Below are 14,787 nucleotides of genomic sequence, written 5' to 3' on the forward strand. Positions count from 1 at the left end.
TGGCGACGCGGCCCCTGTGCAGGGGCCGTGTGCTCAGAGGTGGGTGAAGACGCGCTCGGCCGGCAGGCGCGACTTCGGCAGCGCCGCATTGAAGTCGCCGTCGCTGTGGTACCCCAGTGCCACGGCGACGACACTGCTCAGCCCCAGGGCAGCCAGGCCCAGCTCCTCGTCCAGCGCCACCCGGTCGATGCCCTCCATCGGCGTGGCATCCACGCCCTTGGCAGCCGCGCCCAGCAGCAGGGTGCCCAGTGCCAGGTAGGCCTGTTTCTCCGTCCAGTGCGGCATGTCGCCAAGGCCGCGATGCAGTTCGACGTAGCTGCTGCGCGTGTTGTGTTGGCCGGTGCGCGCCGCATCGTCACGGAAGCGGCCATCGTCGGCTTCCTGTTGCAGCACGTCGGCCAGGTAGGCGTCGTCGATGTCGCGACGCGCGCAGATCAGGACCACGTGCGAGGCGTTGAGGATCTTCGGCTGGTTGTAGGCGAAGCCATCCTGGGCGCCCTTGGCCAGACGCGCCTTGCCCTCGGCGGTACTGGCCACGACGAAGTGCCACGGCTGCGAATTGACCGACGACGGGGCCAGACGCAGCAGTTCGAGCAGCTCGTCGATGATCGCCTGATCCACCTGGCGACTGGCATCGTAAGCCTTGGTGGTGTAGCGCTGGCGGGCGAAGGAAACGGGGCTCATGAACACTCTCCTGATCAATGGAGGGAAGGAAATGCGCGCTAGTCTGCAGCATTCGAATGCATGAAAGAAGCCGATGAACGCGCTAGGAGTTTCAAAGCAGAAATGAAAATGACCACCCTGCAGACACCTGTCACAGGCGGAGCTTGAGCGATGTCCTTGTAAAAACTTCGTAAACGCAATGGATTTTCATTACGCTTGAGGGTAAAAGATAGCTTGCTTTCGATCCTGTATGGGGCGGCGTCATTGCAGCCCTTTCGGCCTGGAGTCCTGCATGTCCATCCCCTCTTTCGTGCAACGCACTGCGCTGGCGTTCGCCGCCACGCTGCTGTTCAACCTTCCCCTGCAAGCCAGCGAACGCACGCTGGACAGCGCCAATGGCCCGCTGACACTCAGCGGCACGCCGCAGCGCGTGGTCGCACTGGGCGATAGCGCGCTGGATGCCGCCTTGTCGCTGGGCGTGCAACCCGTCGGCACGCTGGCCAGCCGGGGTGGCAACGACGTGCCGGACTATCTGAAGGCCAAGGCCGGCGCAATCACCCTGGTGGGCAGCGTGCGCGAACCCAACCTGGAGGCGATCCTGCGCCTGCAGCCCGACCTGGTCCTGGCCTCGAGCGAACTGTCACCCGAACTGTACGCCAAGCTGAACCTGATGGCCCCGACCGTGGTGCCCAAGGGCAACAGCTTCGAGGACTGGCGCATCACCTACGCGACCTACGCCCAGGCGCTCGACAAGGCGCAGCAAGGCCAGCAACGCATCGCCGAAATCGACGCGCGCAGCTCTGCCCTGCGCCAGCGCCTGCCGCAGGGCCAGGCGATCAGCGTGGTGCGCTGGAACCCGCAGGGGCCGGTGATCATGTCCAGCCACCTGTTCGTCGGTCAGCTGCTCGCCGACCTCGGCCTGCGCCCCAACGCGCTGGCGGCCGCCCAGGAGAAGAAGCCACACAGCGACGTGCTCAGCCTGGAAAACCTGTCGCGCATCAATGCCGACTGGATCTTCCTCGCCACGCTCAACCCCGACGGCCGCAAGGCCCTGGACGATGCCCGCAAGCAGCCGGCCTTCACGCGCCTGAAAGCCGTCGCCGAGGATCAGGTGATGACCGTGGATGGGCAGATCTGGAGCAGCAGCTCCGGCTACCTGGCGGCCCAGCAGGTGCTCGATGACGTGGAGAAGGCACTGCTCGACTGATGCCCGCCTCACGCCTGACCGTTGCCAAGGCACTGGGCTTCGCCGCCCTGTGCCTTTTGCTTTTATGTGGCGCCAGCCTGCTGCTCGGGGCCAGTGACATCGGCATCCTGCCCAGTTTCCATGCGCTGCTGGGCGGCCAGGATGACGACGCCCGCTTCATCGTCTTCGAGCTGCGCTGGGTGCGCACGGAGCTGGCTCTGCTGGTGGGCGTCGCCCTCGGCGCGGCCGGGGTGCTGCTCCAGGCCGTGACCCGCAATCCACTGGCCGAGCCGGGCCTGCTGGGCGTCAGTGCCGGCGCCTCCTTCGCCGTGGTGCTGGCCATCAACCTTGGCGCCTCCGCCGCCAGCCTGCACCTGGGCGTCGCCATGCTCGGCGCGTTGCTGGGTTGCCTGCTGGTGCTGCTGGTCACCCGTCTGCGCGGTGTGGGCGATGACCCGGTGCGCCTGGTGCTGGCCGGCGCCGCCTTCTCCGGCATGCTCGGCGCGCTCAGCAGCCTGTTGCTGCTGTGGGACCAGCGCACCGCCGACGAGATGCGTTTCTGGGTCATCGGCGCCCTCGCCGGACGCCCCCTCGACACGCTCGAGTGGAGCATGCCCGGGCTGCTCGCCGGCGTGTTGCTGGCACTGATCGTCGTCCGTCCACTGGCGGCACTGGCCCTCGGTGAGCGCGTCGCCAGCGGCCTTGGCCACCACCCGCAACTGACCCGCCTGGGCACGCTGCTGACCGTGGCGATCCTGGTGGGCACGGCAACGGCTGCAGCCGGCCCCATCGCCTTCATCGGCCTGATCGTGCCCTACATCGCGCGGCGCCTGGTCGGCTCCGACATCCGTCGCACGCTGGCGCTGAGCATGTTGCTGGGGCCTTGCGTCCTGCTCCTGGCCGACGTCATCTCGCGCCTGCTGGTGCAGCCTTACGAACTGCCGGTGGGGGTGGTGAGCGCCTTCGTCGGTGCACCGATCCTGATCGCCGTGGTGCGCAACCATCGCCTGCCGACCTTGTGACATGAAGCATCTATCCGCACGCCCCCGCCTCGCCCCCAGCGGCCACTCCCTGCTACGCCTGGGCGAGTGCAGCCTGCTGCTGCATCGACGCAGCCTGGCGGTCGGCCTGATTCTGGGGGCCCTGCTGGTCGCCGTCAGCACCTGGCTCCTGGCCAGTGGCGATGACGCCCTCACGCCCTGGAAGGCACTGCAGGCCGCCTTTGGCCAGGGTGAGCCGTTGCAGGTGTTCCTGATCCAGGAGCTGCGCCTGCCGCGCCTCGTCGCCGGCCTGCTCAGTGGCGCCGCCCTCGGGGCCGCCGGCTGCCTGCTGCAGACCCTGGCGCGCAACCGCCTCGCCACGCCGGGGGTGATCGGCATCGACAACGGCGCCACCGCCTTCGCGGTCGCCTCCATCGTGGCGGTGCCGACCAGCCTTGCCCCCTCGGCGCTGGCCCTGAGCGGGGCCGCCACCGCCGCCGTGCTGACCTTCGCCCTGGCCGCAGGCGGCGGCGCACGTGGCTACCGCTTCATCGTCGTCGGTATCGCCATCGGCGCGCTGTTCGGCGCACTGACCAACCTCATGCTGGCGCGCAGCGACATGGACGCGGCCAACGCGGCCTACCCCTGGACCGTCGGCAGCCTCAATGCGCGCCCGGCCGACTCGGTGCTGCTGCTCGGCATCGGTCTGGCGCTCGGCCTGCCCCTGGCCAAGCTGCTGATCAACGCGCTGAGCCTGATGCGCTTTTCCGACAGCGTCGCCATCGGCCTCGGCGTGCGCCTGCAGCTGATGCGCCTGCTCACCCTGATCCTCTGCGTCTGGCTCACGGCCCTGGCCGTTGCCGTCGTCGGCCCGGTCGGCCTGATCGCCCTGGCGGCGCCGGAGATGGCACGTCACCTGGGCCGCCGGCATGGCGTGCCGGTGCTCAATGCCGCGCTGTGCGGCGCACTGATGATGATCCTCGCCGACTGGGTCGGGCGCACCCTGCTGGCCCCCATCGAGATTCCGGTGGGCATCATCGCCGCCGTGGTCGGCGGCCCCTACCTGCTGTGGATTCTGCTGCGCCAGCCCTCACGGAGTTCGACATGACCCATCTTTCCTCCCTGCTCGCCGACGCCAGACCGACGGACGTGAGCCTGGAAGCCCGTGAACTGAGCATGGGCTATGCCCAGAGCCTGATCATCGACACGCTCAACCTGACGATCCCCAGCGGCCAGGTCAGCGCCATCGTCGGCCCCAACGGCTGCGGCAAGTCCACCCTGCTTGCCGGCCTGGCCCGCCTGCACAAGCCCAGCGCCGGTAGCGTGCTGCTCGACGGCAAGGCCATCGGCAGCCTGCCCTCGCGCGAGGTCGCACGGCGGCTGGCCCTGCTGCCCCAGGATGCCAGCGCGCCGGATGGGTTGACCGTCAGCGAGCTGATCCGCTTCGGCCGTCAGCCGCACCAGAGCTTGCTGCGCCAGTGGAGCGAGGAGGATCAGGCGATCGTCGACGCCGCGCTGGCGGCGGCGGACCTGGTCGAACTGGCCGATCGCCCCCTGGAGTCCATGTCCGGGGGCCAGCGCCAGCGTGCCTGGCTGGCCATGGCCATCGCGCAGACTACGCCGCTGCTGCTGCTCGACGAGCCCACCTCGGCGCTCGACCTGGGCCATCAGATCGAGGTGTTCGAGCTGATCCGCGAGTTGGCCGCCGCCGGCAAGACCATCGTCATGGTGGTGCATGACCTGTCCAGCGCCTGCCGCTACGCCGATCACCTGATCGCCATGCACCAGGGGCGGATCGTTGCCAGCGGCAGCCCGAACGACATCGTCACGCCGCAGCTGGTGGAACGCCTGTACGGCGTGCGTTGCACACTGCTGAGCGACCCGCTGAGCGGTACCCCGGTGATTGCCGGGGTGAGCCGGCTGTAAAGCGCCAAGCCGGGTAATCCGGTCCGGACGCTGCACTCTGAAAACCCTGTAAGCCATCACCGATTCGTCATTCCGGTTATTACTTACACGGACAAATTCTCCTGACCAATCAGTCATTTATTCGCAATATTCGTTGCCTGCGCCAACCGGACGGGGCGGGCCGTCTTTGAGCCTCCGACGAGCTTGAACTATGGTCCAAGCAACTCCGTTTGGAAGGGACTCGAGCGATGAAGCGCGTCATGAGAAGCGCCGTACTGACCCTCTTCTTCTTCTCCGCACCGGCGTTCTCGGCCGGCGAGTTGCAAGGTCAACTGAACATCCAGATCACCATCGGCAGTGGCTGTACGGTCACCAACGGCAGTGCCAGTGGCAGCGGCAACACCTTCGGCTCGCTGTCATTCGGTGACTACAACGACCTCAACAACCTGATCGACGGACGCTCCCTCGGCAACTCCGGCGGCAGCTCGTTCGGCCTGCAGTGCACGCAGAACACGCCCTACACCATTGCGCTGAACGCCGGGCAGAACGCCAGCGGCGGACAGCGACGCATGAACAGCGGCGGCGTCCTCATCGACTACAACCTCTACCAGGATGCCGGTCGCACGCAGTCCTGGGGCGATGGCGGCGCCACCGGCAACGTGCTTTCCGGCACCGGTACCGGCAATGACGAAGAAGTGGTCGTCTACGGTCGCGTACCGGCGCAGACCACGCCCGTCGCCGGCACCTACACCGACACCGTGCAGGTAACCATCGCCTGGTAATCCCTCACGGCCCGTGCAAGAGGACGTCACGCCTACCAAGGAAGAATCGCCATGCACCGCCTGATCGCCCTGCTACTCCTGCTGACCCCGGGCGTTCTGCCTGCGGTCGACAAGACCGCCACGGTCGGCCTCAGCGTGGAGGTACTGCCGGCCTGCCAGGCAGGCGGCGACAGCGGTTCCGGGGTCAGCTTCGGCACCCTGGATTTCGGTACCCACCTCAGGCTCGACAACCTCATCGAGCGCGTGGGCCAGCCTGGAGCAGGTGCCCTGCGCATCAACTGCCAGCAGAACATTCCCTATCGCGTGCTGATCAACGCCGGCCACAGCGGCACCACCAGCAACCGGCAGATGGCGGGGCCTGGCGCCGACGTGGTGAGCTACAACCTCTACACCAGCGCCGACCACGCCACGGTCTGGGACGATACGACCGGCGTCAGCGCCATGGGCAACGGCCAGGACCAGTGGCTGCCGGTCTATGCCCGGGTACCGGCCCAGGGCGCGCCGCTGCCGGGCAACTACAGCGACACCCTGACCATCACGGTGAGCTGGTGATGCCGTGCCGAACCCTTGCGCCCACGACAGCCGGCCTCGCCTGCCTGACCCTGCTGGCTGCACCCGTGGTGCCGGTCCTCGGCGATACCGGGGTCAACGATCAGATCGTCAGCCAGAGCTTCCAGCTGCGCGCGGAAATCGTGGCGGGCTGCCTGCTTGGCAGCGGCGCCAGCGACGCCACCTCGTTCGGCAACCTGTCGTTCGGCCAGGTCAGCAGCCTGCCAGGCAACCTGGACATCGCCAGCACGCCGGGCAACGGTTCCATCGTCCTGCAGTGCTCTCCCGGCACCTCGGTCAGCGTCTCGCTCAATGCCGGGCTCAACGCCAGCAGCGTCGGCCTGGGCCGCTACCTCGCCCTGGGCAGCGAGCGCCTGCGCTACCAGCTCTATCAGGATGCCGCCCGCAGCATCATCTGGGGCGACGACAGCAACGGAGGCACGCGCATGAGCATCAACTTCCCCAGTGGCGGCGGCAGCCAGACCTATCCGGTGTACGCCCGCCTGTTCAGCGTCAGCCCGATGCCCTCGGCCGGCCTCTACACCGATACCGTCACCGTTACCGTGAGCTACTGAGCCATGTGCACGCGCGCCCTGCTGCTCGGCTGCCTGCTGGCGACAGCGATGCTCAGCGTCGCCGTGCAGGCGGCCACCTCCATACTCATCTGGCCCATCAACCCGATGATCGAGGCGGATCGCCAGAAGTCAGCCGCACTGTGGCTGGAGAACCGTGGCCTGGAGCCGGTGGACCTGCAGGTCAGGGTGATGACCTGGGAGCAGGAAGCCTTCGCAGACCGCCTGAGCCAACAGAAGCAGGTGGTCGGCAGCCCGCCGATGGCCACCGTGCAACCGGGCAAGCGCCAGCTGGTCAGGCTGGTCAACCTGCAACCGCCGCCGCCAGGCACCCTGCGCACCTACCGGGTACTGGTCGACGAGGTGCTGCCGCCGAGGGCGAATCCGTCGCAGCTGGGCGTGCAGTTCCAGATGCGCTACTCCGTACCGCTGGTCGTGGTCGGCCCCGGAGCCTATCTGGATGACGGCTTGCGCGAAGCACCCGATCAGGGTCAGCCACTGGCGCCGGACCTGCGCTACCGCTTCGTCGAGGAACGCGCCGGAACCTTCCTCCACCTGCACAACGTCGGCCCCGCACCGGCCAGGCTGTCGCAGGTGGAACTGCTGCGCGCCAACGGCCCCCAGCCCGTCGCCGAAGGGCTGCTCGGCTACGTCCTGCCCGGCGCCAGGATGCGCTGGCCGATGCCGAGCGGGGTTCGCAGCGGGCGCATACAGGCGCGTATCAACGAGAGTCGCCAAGCGCAGGTACTGGCCACTGAGTAGCTCACTGCCCCTGTTGCTGTTACTGGCAGCCGTGCTCTGCATACGCACGGCCCATGCCGATGACGCCGAGCAACTGGCCCAGGCTCAGGTGCTGTATCTGGAACTGATCGTCAATCAACTGCCCAGCGGCAAGGTAACGGAAGTGAGAGAACATCAGGGCCGGCTGTTCGTCCAGCGCGAGGATCTGCTCGCCGCCGGCGTTCGCCTGCCCCCCGAGCCACCGCCCTGGGTCGCCCTGGACCGGATCGACGCGCTACGCAGCGACTATCAGCAGGAAAGCCAGCGCCTGCTGCTGACCCTGCCCAGCGAATGGCTGCCACACCAGCGCTTCGGCCCCAGCAGCCTGAGCGAACCGATGCCGGCGCAAAGCGCCTTCGGCGCGCTGTTCAACTACGACCTCTACTACAGCCACACCGAGAACGCCGGCCACTATGCCAATACCTGGCTGGAGCAACGCGTCTTCGATGGCTTCGGCATGATTTCCAACACCGGCGTGTATCGCCACAGCTTCTCCGGCCCAGGCTACCGCGACGGCTACACCCGCTACGACACCACCTGGCGCTTCAACGACCAGCAACGCATGCTCAGCCTGAGCGGCGGCGACCTGATCACCGGCGCGCTGACCTGGAACAGCGCGGTCCGCCTCGGCGGCGTGCAGCTGTCGCGCGAGTTTGCCCTGCGTCCGGACCTGATCACCTACCCCCTGCCCCGCTTCGACGGCGATGCCACGGTGCCCAGCACGGTGGACCTGTTCATCGACGACGCCCGCGTCAGCCAGCAGGACCTGCGCCCTGGCCCCTTCACCCTCAACACCGTGCCCTATATCAGCGGCGCCGGCACCGCGACCCTGGTCACCACCGACGTGCTGGGCCGCCAGGTATCGACGACCGTCCCCTTCTACGTGACCGACAGCCTGCTGCGCGAGGGCCTCTCCGACTTCTCCCTGTCGCTGGGCAAGCTGCGCCGCAACTATGGCGTGGAGGATTTCGCCTACGGCCGTCTCGTCGGCAGCGGCAGCCTGCGCTACGGTCTGAGCGACAGCCTCACCCTGGAGGCGCACGGCGAGAATGGCGCCGGGCTCAGGCAGGCCGGCATCGGCGCCACCGTCGGGCTCGGCCTGCTCGGTACCCTGACCAGCTCCATCAGCCACAGCGCTGGCATCGGCAACGGCCAGCAGTACAGCCTCGGCTACAGCTACTACGGGCGCCGCTTCGGCGTCACCGCCCAGCGCATTCAGCGCACCGCCGACTATGCCGACCTCAGCGTCGCCCAGGCGCTGGACAGCGACCTCGCGGGCGGCCCGCTGAGCAAGCTGCAGGATCAGCTGACCTTCAGCTTCAGCCCGGAAGGGTTCGGCTCGTTCGGTATCGGCTACTTCGCCAGCGAAGAACACAGTGGCCAGCGGACCCGCCTGATCAACCTGTCGTGGTCGCGCAGCCTGTGGGGCAACAGCAGCCTCTACCTCTCCTTCAATCGCCAGCTGGACGATGCGACGCACGCCATCCAGGCCCAGCTGGTCGTGCCCTTCGACCTCTACTCCAGCCTGACCACGGGTGTGGAGCGGGACAGCAACGGCAAGCAGAGCGTGCGCGCCAACTACAGTCGCAACGCGCCCAGCGACGGTGGCCTGGGCTGGAACCTGGGCGTGGCCGAGGGTGACAGCGACTTCCGCCAGGCCGACCTGACCTGGCGCTCGCGCCATGCGCAGGTGCAGGCGGGGGTCTACAGCAACGACGGCCAGACCACGCAGTGGGGCGGCGTCAGCGGCTCCCTGGTGGCGATGCAGGGACAGCTGTTCGCCAGCAACCGCATCGAGGACGCCTTCGTCCTGGTCAGCACCGAAGGCCAGTCAGGCGTGCCGGTGCACTACGAGCACCAGTTGCTCGGCCGCACCGACAGAGCGGGTTATCTGCTGGTGCCCTGGGTGCCGTCCTACTACCCCGGACAGTACGAAGTCGACCTGCTGGACATGCCCAGCAACCTGCACCTGAGCGAAACCCAGAAGCGCATCGCGGTTCACCAGGGCAGCGGCGCCCTGCTCAACTTCGCCATGGTGATGACCCTCTCCGCCAGCATCCAGCTGGTCGACGGCCAGGGCCGCCCGCTGCCGCGAGGCAGCCAGGTGACGCATCAACCCAGCGGCCAACGCAGCTACATCGGCTGGGACGGGCTGCTGTACTTCGAAGGTCTGGCCAAGGACAACCGCCTCGACGTGCGCCTGGCCGATGGCAGGACCTGCAGCAGCCGGTTCACCCTGGATGACGACGCCGTGGAAATTACCCTGGTCGGCCCGCTTCCCTGCCAGTACGACGGTGCCCGGCCATGACCCGCTGGCTGGCCCTCGCGCTGACGCTCTGCAGCCTCCTGCTCGTCGCCCCGGCCCACGCCTGTGGCATCTATGCGGCGTCGGTGAGCCTCGGCAGCAGCAACTCACTGAGCCTGCGCACCACCCAGCAGCAGGCCGCGGCCGGTGCGGGTCTCTCCTGCCCCGGCGTGCTCCAGGTACTGGCCGCCGCCTATGTCAGGGTCACGCTGCAGAATGCCGGGACCCTGGCCCTGCAGGACGGCCAGGGCAACCAGATACCCTTCTCGATCTACCGCGACTCCGGCTACAGCCAGACGCTGGTAGCCGGCCAGCCCCAGCAGCTCGACGCCATCAACCTGGTCGCACTGGGCGGCAGCTCCAGCGCCATCGGCCTGTACTTTCGCACCAACCCCGGGCCCAATGTGCCGGCTGGCACCTACACCGCCACGATCACCCTGCGCTGGGACTGGGCCATCTGCACCGTCGGTGCGCTCAACCTCTGCTCCTGGAGCCGCAGCCCCGGACTGACCCAGAGCTGCCTGCCCATCTGCGGCGCCCCCACCAACTGGGGCAGCGGCTCCCTGGCGACGCTGACCATCACCCTGGTCGTGACCAAGGCCTGTCGCATCGATACGCTGCCTGCCGTGGACTTCGGCGCCAATGCGCTGATCAGCCAGTTTTCCGCCCAGCAACGTACCTTCGCGGTGACTTGCACCAGCACCGAGGGCTACACGCTGACCTTCGATGACGGGCAGAACTACCTGGCCCCCTGGCGACGGCTGAGAAACGGCAGCGACTACCTGCGCTACAACCTCTATCACAACGGCAGCAGCCTGATCTGGAACAGCGGCTCGCCACTGAGCGCCAGTGGCACGGGCGATTCGCAGACGTTCACCTACCAGGCGATTCTCGACCCGTCACAGGCCAACGCGCCGGTCGGCGTGTACACCGACAACGTGCTGCTGATCATCAACTACTGAGGCGTTACCAGTAGACCACCAGCGTCGAGCCGGCATCCGCGACGGACTGCGTGGAGACCGACGCCGCCCCTGCATCGGGCTTCAGCGGCAGCGCTCGCCCGCGTCCGTCCTGCAGCTGGTACGCGGCCTGCTCGCAACCGTTGCCGAGCACGCGAACGGCCTGCTGGTCACGCTCGGCGGATACTTCGCAGCGCTTGAGAATGGTGAGACTGATGTGCAGCTGCCCGCTGATCTGCTCAGCGAGAGACTGATTGGCGACGAGGCACAGAGCCACGGCCAGGAGGGAGGCAACAAGTCGGCGGTACGGCATGACAACGCTTCTACTGTGATGGTGGCCTGCTGGAGTTGAAGGTCAAAATCCATCCGTAGAAACGGTCACGGCTTCGAGGCGCGACCGAAAACAGGGCCAGATTACCGCGATATCACTTTGAGATCACGCCGATTCCGACGAACGCCCGTTCAGGACAAGCGCCTGGCCAGGAAAGCACGGACCGGCTCGACGATCTGCTCCTGCGCCGCGACCAGCGGCAGGTCGCGCGCGCCCTGCGCCGTTCGCTCGACCAGCGCGTAGAGCGTCGCGGTCGCCAGCTCCAGCGCCTGCGGCAGGGCCTGACCCGCCAGCAGGCGACCCAGCAAGGTGGCGGAGAACACGTCGCCCATGCCGTTGGGCAACGGGTGCAGCGCCAGTCGCGGTGTCGTCACCAGCCAGACGCCCTCGCCGTTCACCGCCAGGGTGCCCAGCTCGTCCTCAGGGATGTCCGCAGTCGCCAGACTGGTGACGATCACCACATCCGGCCCGCGTCCGCGCAACTGCCTGGCGACCTTGACGGCCTCCTGCAGGCTGGCCGGCTGGCTGCCGGTCAGCAGCTCGAACTCGAACTGGTTGGGGGTGATGATAGTGGCGCAGGGAATGGCCTGATCCCGCAGAAAGTCGGGAATCGCCGGATTGACGAACACACCACGCCCGACATCGCCCATCACCGGGTCGCACAGGTAACGCAGCGCCGGGTTGTGCTGGCGAATCTCACCCACCGCTTCGAGAATCACCCGCCCGCTATCGGCATCCCCCAGATAACCGGAAAGCACGGCAGCCAGACGCGGCAGCACGCCACGTTCACGCAACCCAAGCAGCACGTCGCGGATATGTTCGGCACCGAATACCTGGCCGCGAAACTGACCATAACCGGTGTGGTTGGAGAACTGCACGGTATGGATCGGCAGCACTTCGAAGCCCAGTCGCTGCAAGGGGAAGACTGCAGCGGCGTTACCGACATGGCCCCAGGCCACATGCGACTGGATCGACAGAACGAGGGGCGGCAAGGTGGTGCTCATGGACATTCCGACAATGGCTCGACGACGATGAAGTGGCCGCGATTATTCGCCAAGTCACGCGCCCGCACCACCACTGACGCCCTCGCGATCCTCTTCGGTTCGCTGCGCCTGGCCATGGCCATGGCCAGCGATCCGGCAGCCGTGAAGCAGGAAGCAACCGACTGCCGGATCGAGGCGCGACCACGACGACTCACTCAGCGAACGTGAATGCCGCCGGCGCCGGAAGCTCACCGGGCATGACCGCCTCGACGTGGTAGACCTGCGGCTCTTGCGCAAAGTACGCCTCCAGCCCCGCCATGAAGAGGCGGTGATCCTCACTCGCCTCGAAGCCCGGCGCGTGATCCTCGAGTGAACGCCAGCGCACGATGAGGTTGAACACCTCCGGCGTCTCGATGCCTTGCGCCAGCAAGTGGCCGGCGTAACCCTCGGCACGCCGGAGCAGGTACTCGACGTCGGCGAAGGCGCGCTTGAACGGCTCGATACGCTCGCGGTGAATGGGCAGCAGCGCAATCTCGTGAATCATGGGGTTGCCTCCGGGGTGGCTTGAACGGTCGAGTGCGCTGACGAAAGCAGTGAGGGCTCGATGGCAATCGCGATCTTGCCGCGCAGGCCATTGTTGGGGCTCTGCAGCAGCGCATGGGCACGTGGAACGTCCGCAAGCGAATAGACGGCGCCAACGTGTGGCCGCAGCTGGCCACGCTCCACCAGGGCACGGAGCTCATCGAGCTTGCCGCGGTTCTGCCGGGTGAAGACGAAGTGATAGCTGGCGTTCTTGCCCCAGGCCTGGATGACGTTCTGCGGCTGGGCAATGTCCACGATCGAGACCACGCGCCCCAGTTGCGCGAGCGCATCGGGGCTGCGCGACAGCGTGTCGCCGCCGATGGTGTCGAGGATCACATCGACGCCCTGGCCATTGGTTTCCCGCAGGATGGCGTCAACGTAGTCCTCTTTCTCGTAGTCGATGACCACGTCGGCCCCTATCCCTCTGGCGAACTCGACGTTCGCCTCGCGCACGGTGGTGAACACCCTGGCGCCCATGGCCTTTGCCAGCTGGATCGCCACATGGCCGACGCCACCGGCACCGCCATGCACGAGGATGCGCTCGCCCAACCTCAGCGCAGCACGCACCACCAGTGCTTCCCAGGCCGTGCCACCGACCAGGGTGAGGCTGGCGGCCTCCAGGTGACTCAGCGCCGCCGGTTTCTTGCCGACAATGCCTTCGGCGGCGACGTGATATTCGGCATAGCTTCCCGGACCGTCGAAGATCTGTGGCGTGTACCAGACCTCGTCGCCCGGCGCGAAGCTCGTCACGCCCGGCCCGACCGCCTCGACGACACCGGAGACGTCATGCCCGGTAATGCCCGGCAATGGCACCAGATCGGCGTAATCACCGCGCCGGACCTGGAAGTCCAGCGGATTGATGGACGTTGCATGCACCCGCACCAGGACCTGCCCTGCCTGCGCCACTGGCTTGGGTACGTCGCGCAGCTCGAAGGCTTGCGGGCCGCCAAATGTGTTGAGAACCAACGCTTTCATGGTATTTCCTCGCTTCGATAAAAAGGGATATCGAGATTTTTCGATATATAAACGCAAAAAGATTTACGGAATTTCCTGCTCTCAGGCCATCTTCAATCCTCACTTCGCGAAACAGGGATATCGGGAAATATCGATATATCAGATCAAAAGATTACAGCTCCTTGCCAAGGAACTCGGCAAGCGCACTGATGTTCGCTTCGTTGCGTTTGTAGTAGGTCCACTGCCCGACACGACGAACCTCCACCAGCCCCGCTCGCTGCAGCGTCGCCAGGTAATCGGACACCGTCGACTGCGACAGACCGACACCTTCCTGGATGCTGCTGACGCAGACACCCACCGTGTGCACGTCCCCTTCATCCTGCGGAGGAAAGCCCTTCTCGGGATCCTTCAACCTTCTGAGGATCTCGAGGCGCGTAGGGTTCGACAGGGCTTTGAATATGCTGATCAGGTCCATGTCGCGATAATATCGAGATTTACCGATATGTCAATTCAGCATTTAGCCGCCCGTCGGGCACATGCCCCGGACCTCCGCCTGAACAATTCGCCCTCGCCGACAGATGGCACGAACGGGTAGCCCCCTCGATGTTTTCAGCACGGCCGCCTGACTGATGGTGACTGAGCTCCGGAGACCTCCCCGTCCTCGTCAGCAGAGCCTGTTCCAGGCCTTGCAGAATGGCGACTGCAGGAACGCCTGGCTGGAAACGAAGCGGTGGTAGCCCCCACCGCTTCGTCCTGGGTCAGCAGCAACGCCGTCGATACAGGCCGAAGCCAGGCCCGAGCACTGTGTGGCCTGCGCTGCGGCACATCGCTCATCGACGAAGCGATGGAGTGGACCCGATCATTCCTGGGCGCCGCTGGTGACGACCGTGAATTTCCGGCTGAACTCGAGCACCTCGCACACACCGGTTCGCCCGGCCGGAATCGAGATGGCATCCCCAGGTCCCATCTCATGGCGCTCACCATCATCCATGGTGATCACGATCTTCCCCTCGATCAGAACGAAGGCTTCATCGTTGTCGAACCGCCAGTGAAACTTCGCCGGCTGCGAGGTGAAAAAAGCCACCGACTTGTGTGGCGTTTTCACACCCACGGTACGCAGCAATTTCATCCTGGTATCGGGCTGGCCCTCGAGGACATCGTCTCCCAGGGGGTATGGCAACCAGCCATCCCGGGTATCGAGCGACGCTCTGGATATCGAGGTAATCGGGTTGGGAAGCAGCGGGCGGGTATTCATG

Annotated in this window: 17 protein-coding genes; 10 read left to right on the forward strand and 7 right to left on the reverse strand. The window is 66.3% G+C overall.

Going from position 1 to position 14,787, the window contains the following annotated elements; translation table 11 throughout:
* Positions 1-33: 33 nt before the first annotated feature.
* Entirely contained in the window at positions 34-684 is a 651-nt protein-coding gene (gene nfsB, locus EPK82_RS12030) for an oxygen-insensitive NAD(P)H nitroreductase (protein WP_134676716.1), read from the reverse strand.
* Positions 685-955: 271 nt separating this feature from the next.
* Here nfsB and EPK82_RS12035 point away from each other — a divergent pair, with 271 nt between their 5' ends.
* The 10 genes from EPK82_RS12035 (at position 956) to EPK82_RS12080 (ending at position 10,684) form a co-directional block, all read left to right on the forward strand.
* Positions 956-1,870: an ABC transporter substrate-binding protein gene (locus EPK82_RS12035; RefSeq protein ID WP_134676717.1), complete on the forward strand. Its 915-nt coding sequence runs from the start codon at positions 956-958 to the stop codon at positions 1,868-1,870.
* Positions 1,870-2,871, forward strand: a complete 1,002-nt coding sequence (locus tag EPK82_RS12040) for a FecCD family ABC transporter permease (protein WP_134676718.1) — start codon at positions 1,870-1,872, stop codon at positions 2,869-2,871. Before EPK82_RS12035 ends, EPK82_RS12040 begins: the two co-directional genes overlap by 1 nt.
* 1 nt (position 2,872) lies before the next feature.
* Positions 2,873-3,937 carry a FecCD family ABC transporter permease gene (locus tag EPK82_RS12045; protein ID WP_134676719.1) on the forward strand — a complete coding sequence of 355 codons (1,065 nt, stop codon included), beginning with the start codon at positions 2,873-2,875 and terminating at the stop codon, positions 3,935-3,937.
* A complete protein-coding gene (locus EPK82_RS12050; protein WP_047592577.1) occupies positions 3,934-4,755 on the forward strand; it encodes an ABC transporter ATP-binding protein in 822 nt (273 codons plus the stop codon). The genes EPK82_RS12045 and EPK82_RS12050 overlap by 4 nt, the downstream gene beginning before the upstream one ends.
* A 239-nt stretch (positions 4,756-4,994) precedes the next feature.
* Positions 4,995-5,516 (forward strand): Csu type fimbrial protein, encoded by a 522-nt coding sequence (locus tag EPK82_RS12055; protein ID WP_134676720.1) that lies wholly within the window; start codon positions 4,995-4,997, stop codon positions 5,514-5,516.
* A gap of 51 nt (positions 5,517-5,567) precedes the next feature.
* Entirely contained in the window at positions 5,568-6,068 is a 501-nt protein-coding gene (locus EPK82_RS12060) for a Csu type fimbrial protein (RefSeq protein ID WP_134676721.1), read from the forward strand.
* Positions 6,068-6,640 carry a Csu type fimbrial protein gene (locus EPK82_RS12065; RefSeq protein WP_134676722.1) on the forward strand — a complete coding sequence of 191 codons (573 nt, stop codon included), beginning with the start codon at positions 6,068-6,070 and terminating at the stop codon, positions 6,638-6,640. Before EPK82_RS12060 ends, EPK82_RS12065 begins: the two co-directional genes overlap by 1 nt.
* A gap of 3 nt (positions 6,641-6,643) precedes the next feature.
* Positions 6,644-7,399, forward strand: coding sequence for a fimbrial biogenesis chaperone (locus EPK82_RS12070; protein ID WP_037047904.1), 756 nt, complete (start codon positions 6,644-6,646; stop codon positions 7,397-7,399).
* A 13-nt stretch (positions 7,400-7,412) separates the two neighbouring features.
* Positions 7,413-9,725, forward strand: a complete 2,313-nt coding sequence (locus EPK82_RS12075) for a fimbria/pilus outer membrane usher protein (protein WP_244229934.1) — start codon at positions 7,413-7,415, stop codon at positions 9,723-9,725.
* On the forward strand, positions 9,722-10,684 hold the full coding sequence (locus tag EPK82_RS12080) for a Csu type fimbrial protein (RefSeq protein ID WP_047592567.1): 963 nt from the start codon (positions 9,722-9,724) through the stop codon (positions 10,682-10,684). Before EPK82_RS12075 ends, EPK82_RS12080 begins: the two co-directional genes overlap by 4 nt.
* Positions 10,685-10,688: 4 nt before the next feature.
* On the opposite strand, the gene EPK82_RS12085 is transcribed toward EPK82_RS12080, so the two are convergent.
* From EPK82_RS12085 to EPK82_RS12110, 6 genes are all read right to left on the reverse strand, one after another.
* Positions 10,689-10,994, reverse strand: a complete 306-nt coding sequence (locus tag EPK82_RS12085) for a hypothetical protein (RefSeq protein ID WP_047592565.1) — start codon at positions 10,992-10,994, stop codon at positions 10,689-10,691.
* 149 nt (positions 10,995-11,143) lie between these two features.
* A complete protein-coding gene (gene pdxY / locus EPK82_RS12090) occupies positions 11,144-12,016 on the reverse strand; it encodes a pyridoxal kinase PdxY (protein WP_134676723.1) in 873 nt (290 codons plus the stop codon).
* 190 nt (positions 12,017-12,206) lie between these two features.
* Positions 12,207-12,539 carry an antibiotic biosynthesis monooxygenase family protein gene (locus EPK82_RS12095; protein ID WP_134676724.1) on the reverse strand — a complete coding sequence of 111 codons (333 nt, stop codon included), beginning with the start codon at positions 12,537-12,539 and terminating at the stop codon, positions 12,207-12,209.
* The gene (locus EPK82_RS12100) at positions 12,536-13,552 is read right to left on the reverse strand and encodes a zinc-dependent alcohol dehydrogenase family protein (RefSeq protein ID WP_134676725.1); all 1,017 of its coding nucleotides are present in this window, start codon (positions 13,550-13,552) and stop codon (positions 12,536-12,538) included. The genes EPK82_RS12095 and EPK82_RS12100 overlap by 4 nt, the downstream gene beginning before the upstream one ends.
* A 151-nt stretch (positions 13,553-13,703) precedes the next feature.
* Positions 13,704-14,006 (reverse strand): ArsR/SmtB family transcription factor, encoded by a 303-nt coding sequence (locus EPK82_RS12105; protein WP_037047921.1) that lies wholly within the window; start codon positions 14,004-14,006, stop codon positions 13,704-13,706.
* Between the two features lie 384 nt (positions 14,007-14,390).
* The gene (locus EPK82_RS12110; protein WP_134676726.1) at positions 14,391-14,786 is read right to left on the reverse strand and encodes a cupin domain-containing protein; all 396 of its coding nucleotides are present in this window, start codon (positions 14,784-14,786) and stop codon (positions 14,391-14,393) included.
* Position 14,787: the final 1 nt, after the last annotated feature.

Origin of the sequence: Ectopseudomonas khazarica, from assembly GCF_004521985.1 — a bacterium.
GTDB lineage: Bacteria > Pseudomonadota > Gammaproteobacteria > Pseudomonadales > Pseudomonadaceae > Aquipseudomonas > Aquipseudomonas khazarica.

Excerpts from the sequence above, each read along its gene's own strand:
- nfsB (WP_134676716.1), bottom strand. The coding sequence starts at position 684 with ATGAGCCCCGTTTCCTTCGCCCGCCAGCGCTACACCACCAAGGCTTAC.
- EPK82_RS12035 (WP_134676717.1), top strand. The coding sequence starts at position 956 with ATGTCCATCCCCTCTTTCGTGCAACGCACTGCGCTGGCGTTCGCCGCC.
- EPK82_RS12040 (WP_134676718.1), top strand. The coding sequence starts at position 1,870 with ATGCCCGCCTCACGCCTGACCGTTGCCAAGGCACTGGGCTTCGCCGCC.
- EPK82_RS12045 (WP_134676719.1), top strand. The coding sequence starts at position 2,873 with ATGAAGCATCTATCCGCACGCCCCCGCCTCGCCCCCAGCGGCCACTCC.
- EPK82_RS12050 (WP_047592577.1), top strand. The coding sequence starts at position 3,934 with ATGACCCATCTTTCCTCCCTGCTCGCCGACGCCAGACCGACGGACGTG.
- EPK82_RS12055 (WP_134676720.1), top strand. The coding sequence starts at position 4,995 with ATGAGAAGCGCCGTACTGACCCTCTTCTTCTTCTCCGCACCGGCGTTC.
- EPK82_RS12060 (WP_134676721.1), top strand. The coding sequence starts at position 5,568 with ATGCACCGCCTGATCGCCCTGCTACTCCTGCTGACCCCGGGCGTTCTG.
- EPK82_RS12065 (WP_134676722.1), top strand. The coding sequence starts at position 6,068 with ATGCCGTGCCGAACCCTTGCGCCCACGACAGCCGGCCTCGCCTGCCTG.
- EPK82_RS12070 (WP_037047904.1), top strand. The coding sequence starts at position 6,644 with ATGTGCACGCGCGCCCTGCTGCTCGGCTGCCTGCTGGCGACAGCGATG.
- EPK82_RS12080 (WP_047592567.1), top strand. The coding sequence starts at position 9,722 with ATGACCCGCTGGCTGGCCCTCGCGCTGACGCTCTGCAGCCTCCTGCTC.
- EPK82_RS12085 (WP_047592565.1), bottom strand. The coding sequence starts at position 10,994 with ATGCCGTACCGCCGACTTGTTGCCTCCCTCCTGGCCGTGGCTCTGTGC.
- pdxY (WP_134676723.1), bottom strand. The coding sequence starts at position 12,016 with ATGAGCACCACCTTGCCGCCCCTCGTTCTGTCGATCCAGTCGCATGTG.
- EPK82_RS12095 (WP_134676724.1), bottom strand. The coding sequence starts at position 12,539 with ATGATTCACGAGATTGCGCTGCTGCCCATTCACCGCGAGCGTATCGAG.
- EPK82_RS12100 (WP_134676725.1), bottom strand. The coding sequence starts at position 13,552 with ATGAAAGCGTTGGTTCTCAACACATTTGGCGGCCCGCAAGCCTTCGAG.
- EPK82_RS12105 (WP_037047921.1), bottom strand. The coding sequence starts at position 14,006 with ATGGACCTGATCAGCATATTCAAAGCCCTGTCGAACCCTACGCGCCTC.
- EPK82_RS12110 (WP_134676726.1), bottom strand. The coding sequence starts at position 14,786 with ATGAATACCCGCCCGCTGCTTCCCAACCCGATTACCTCGATATCCAGA.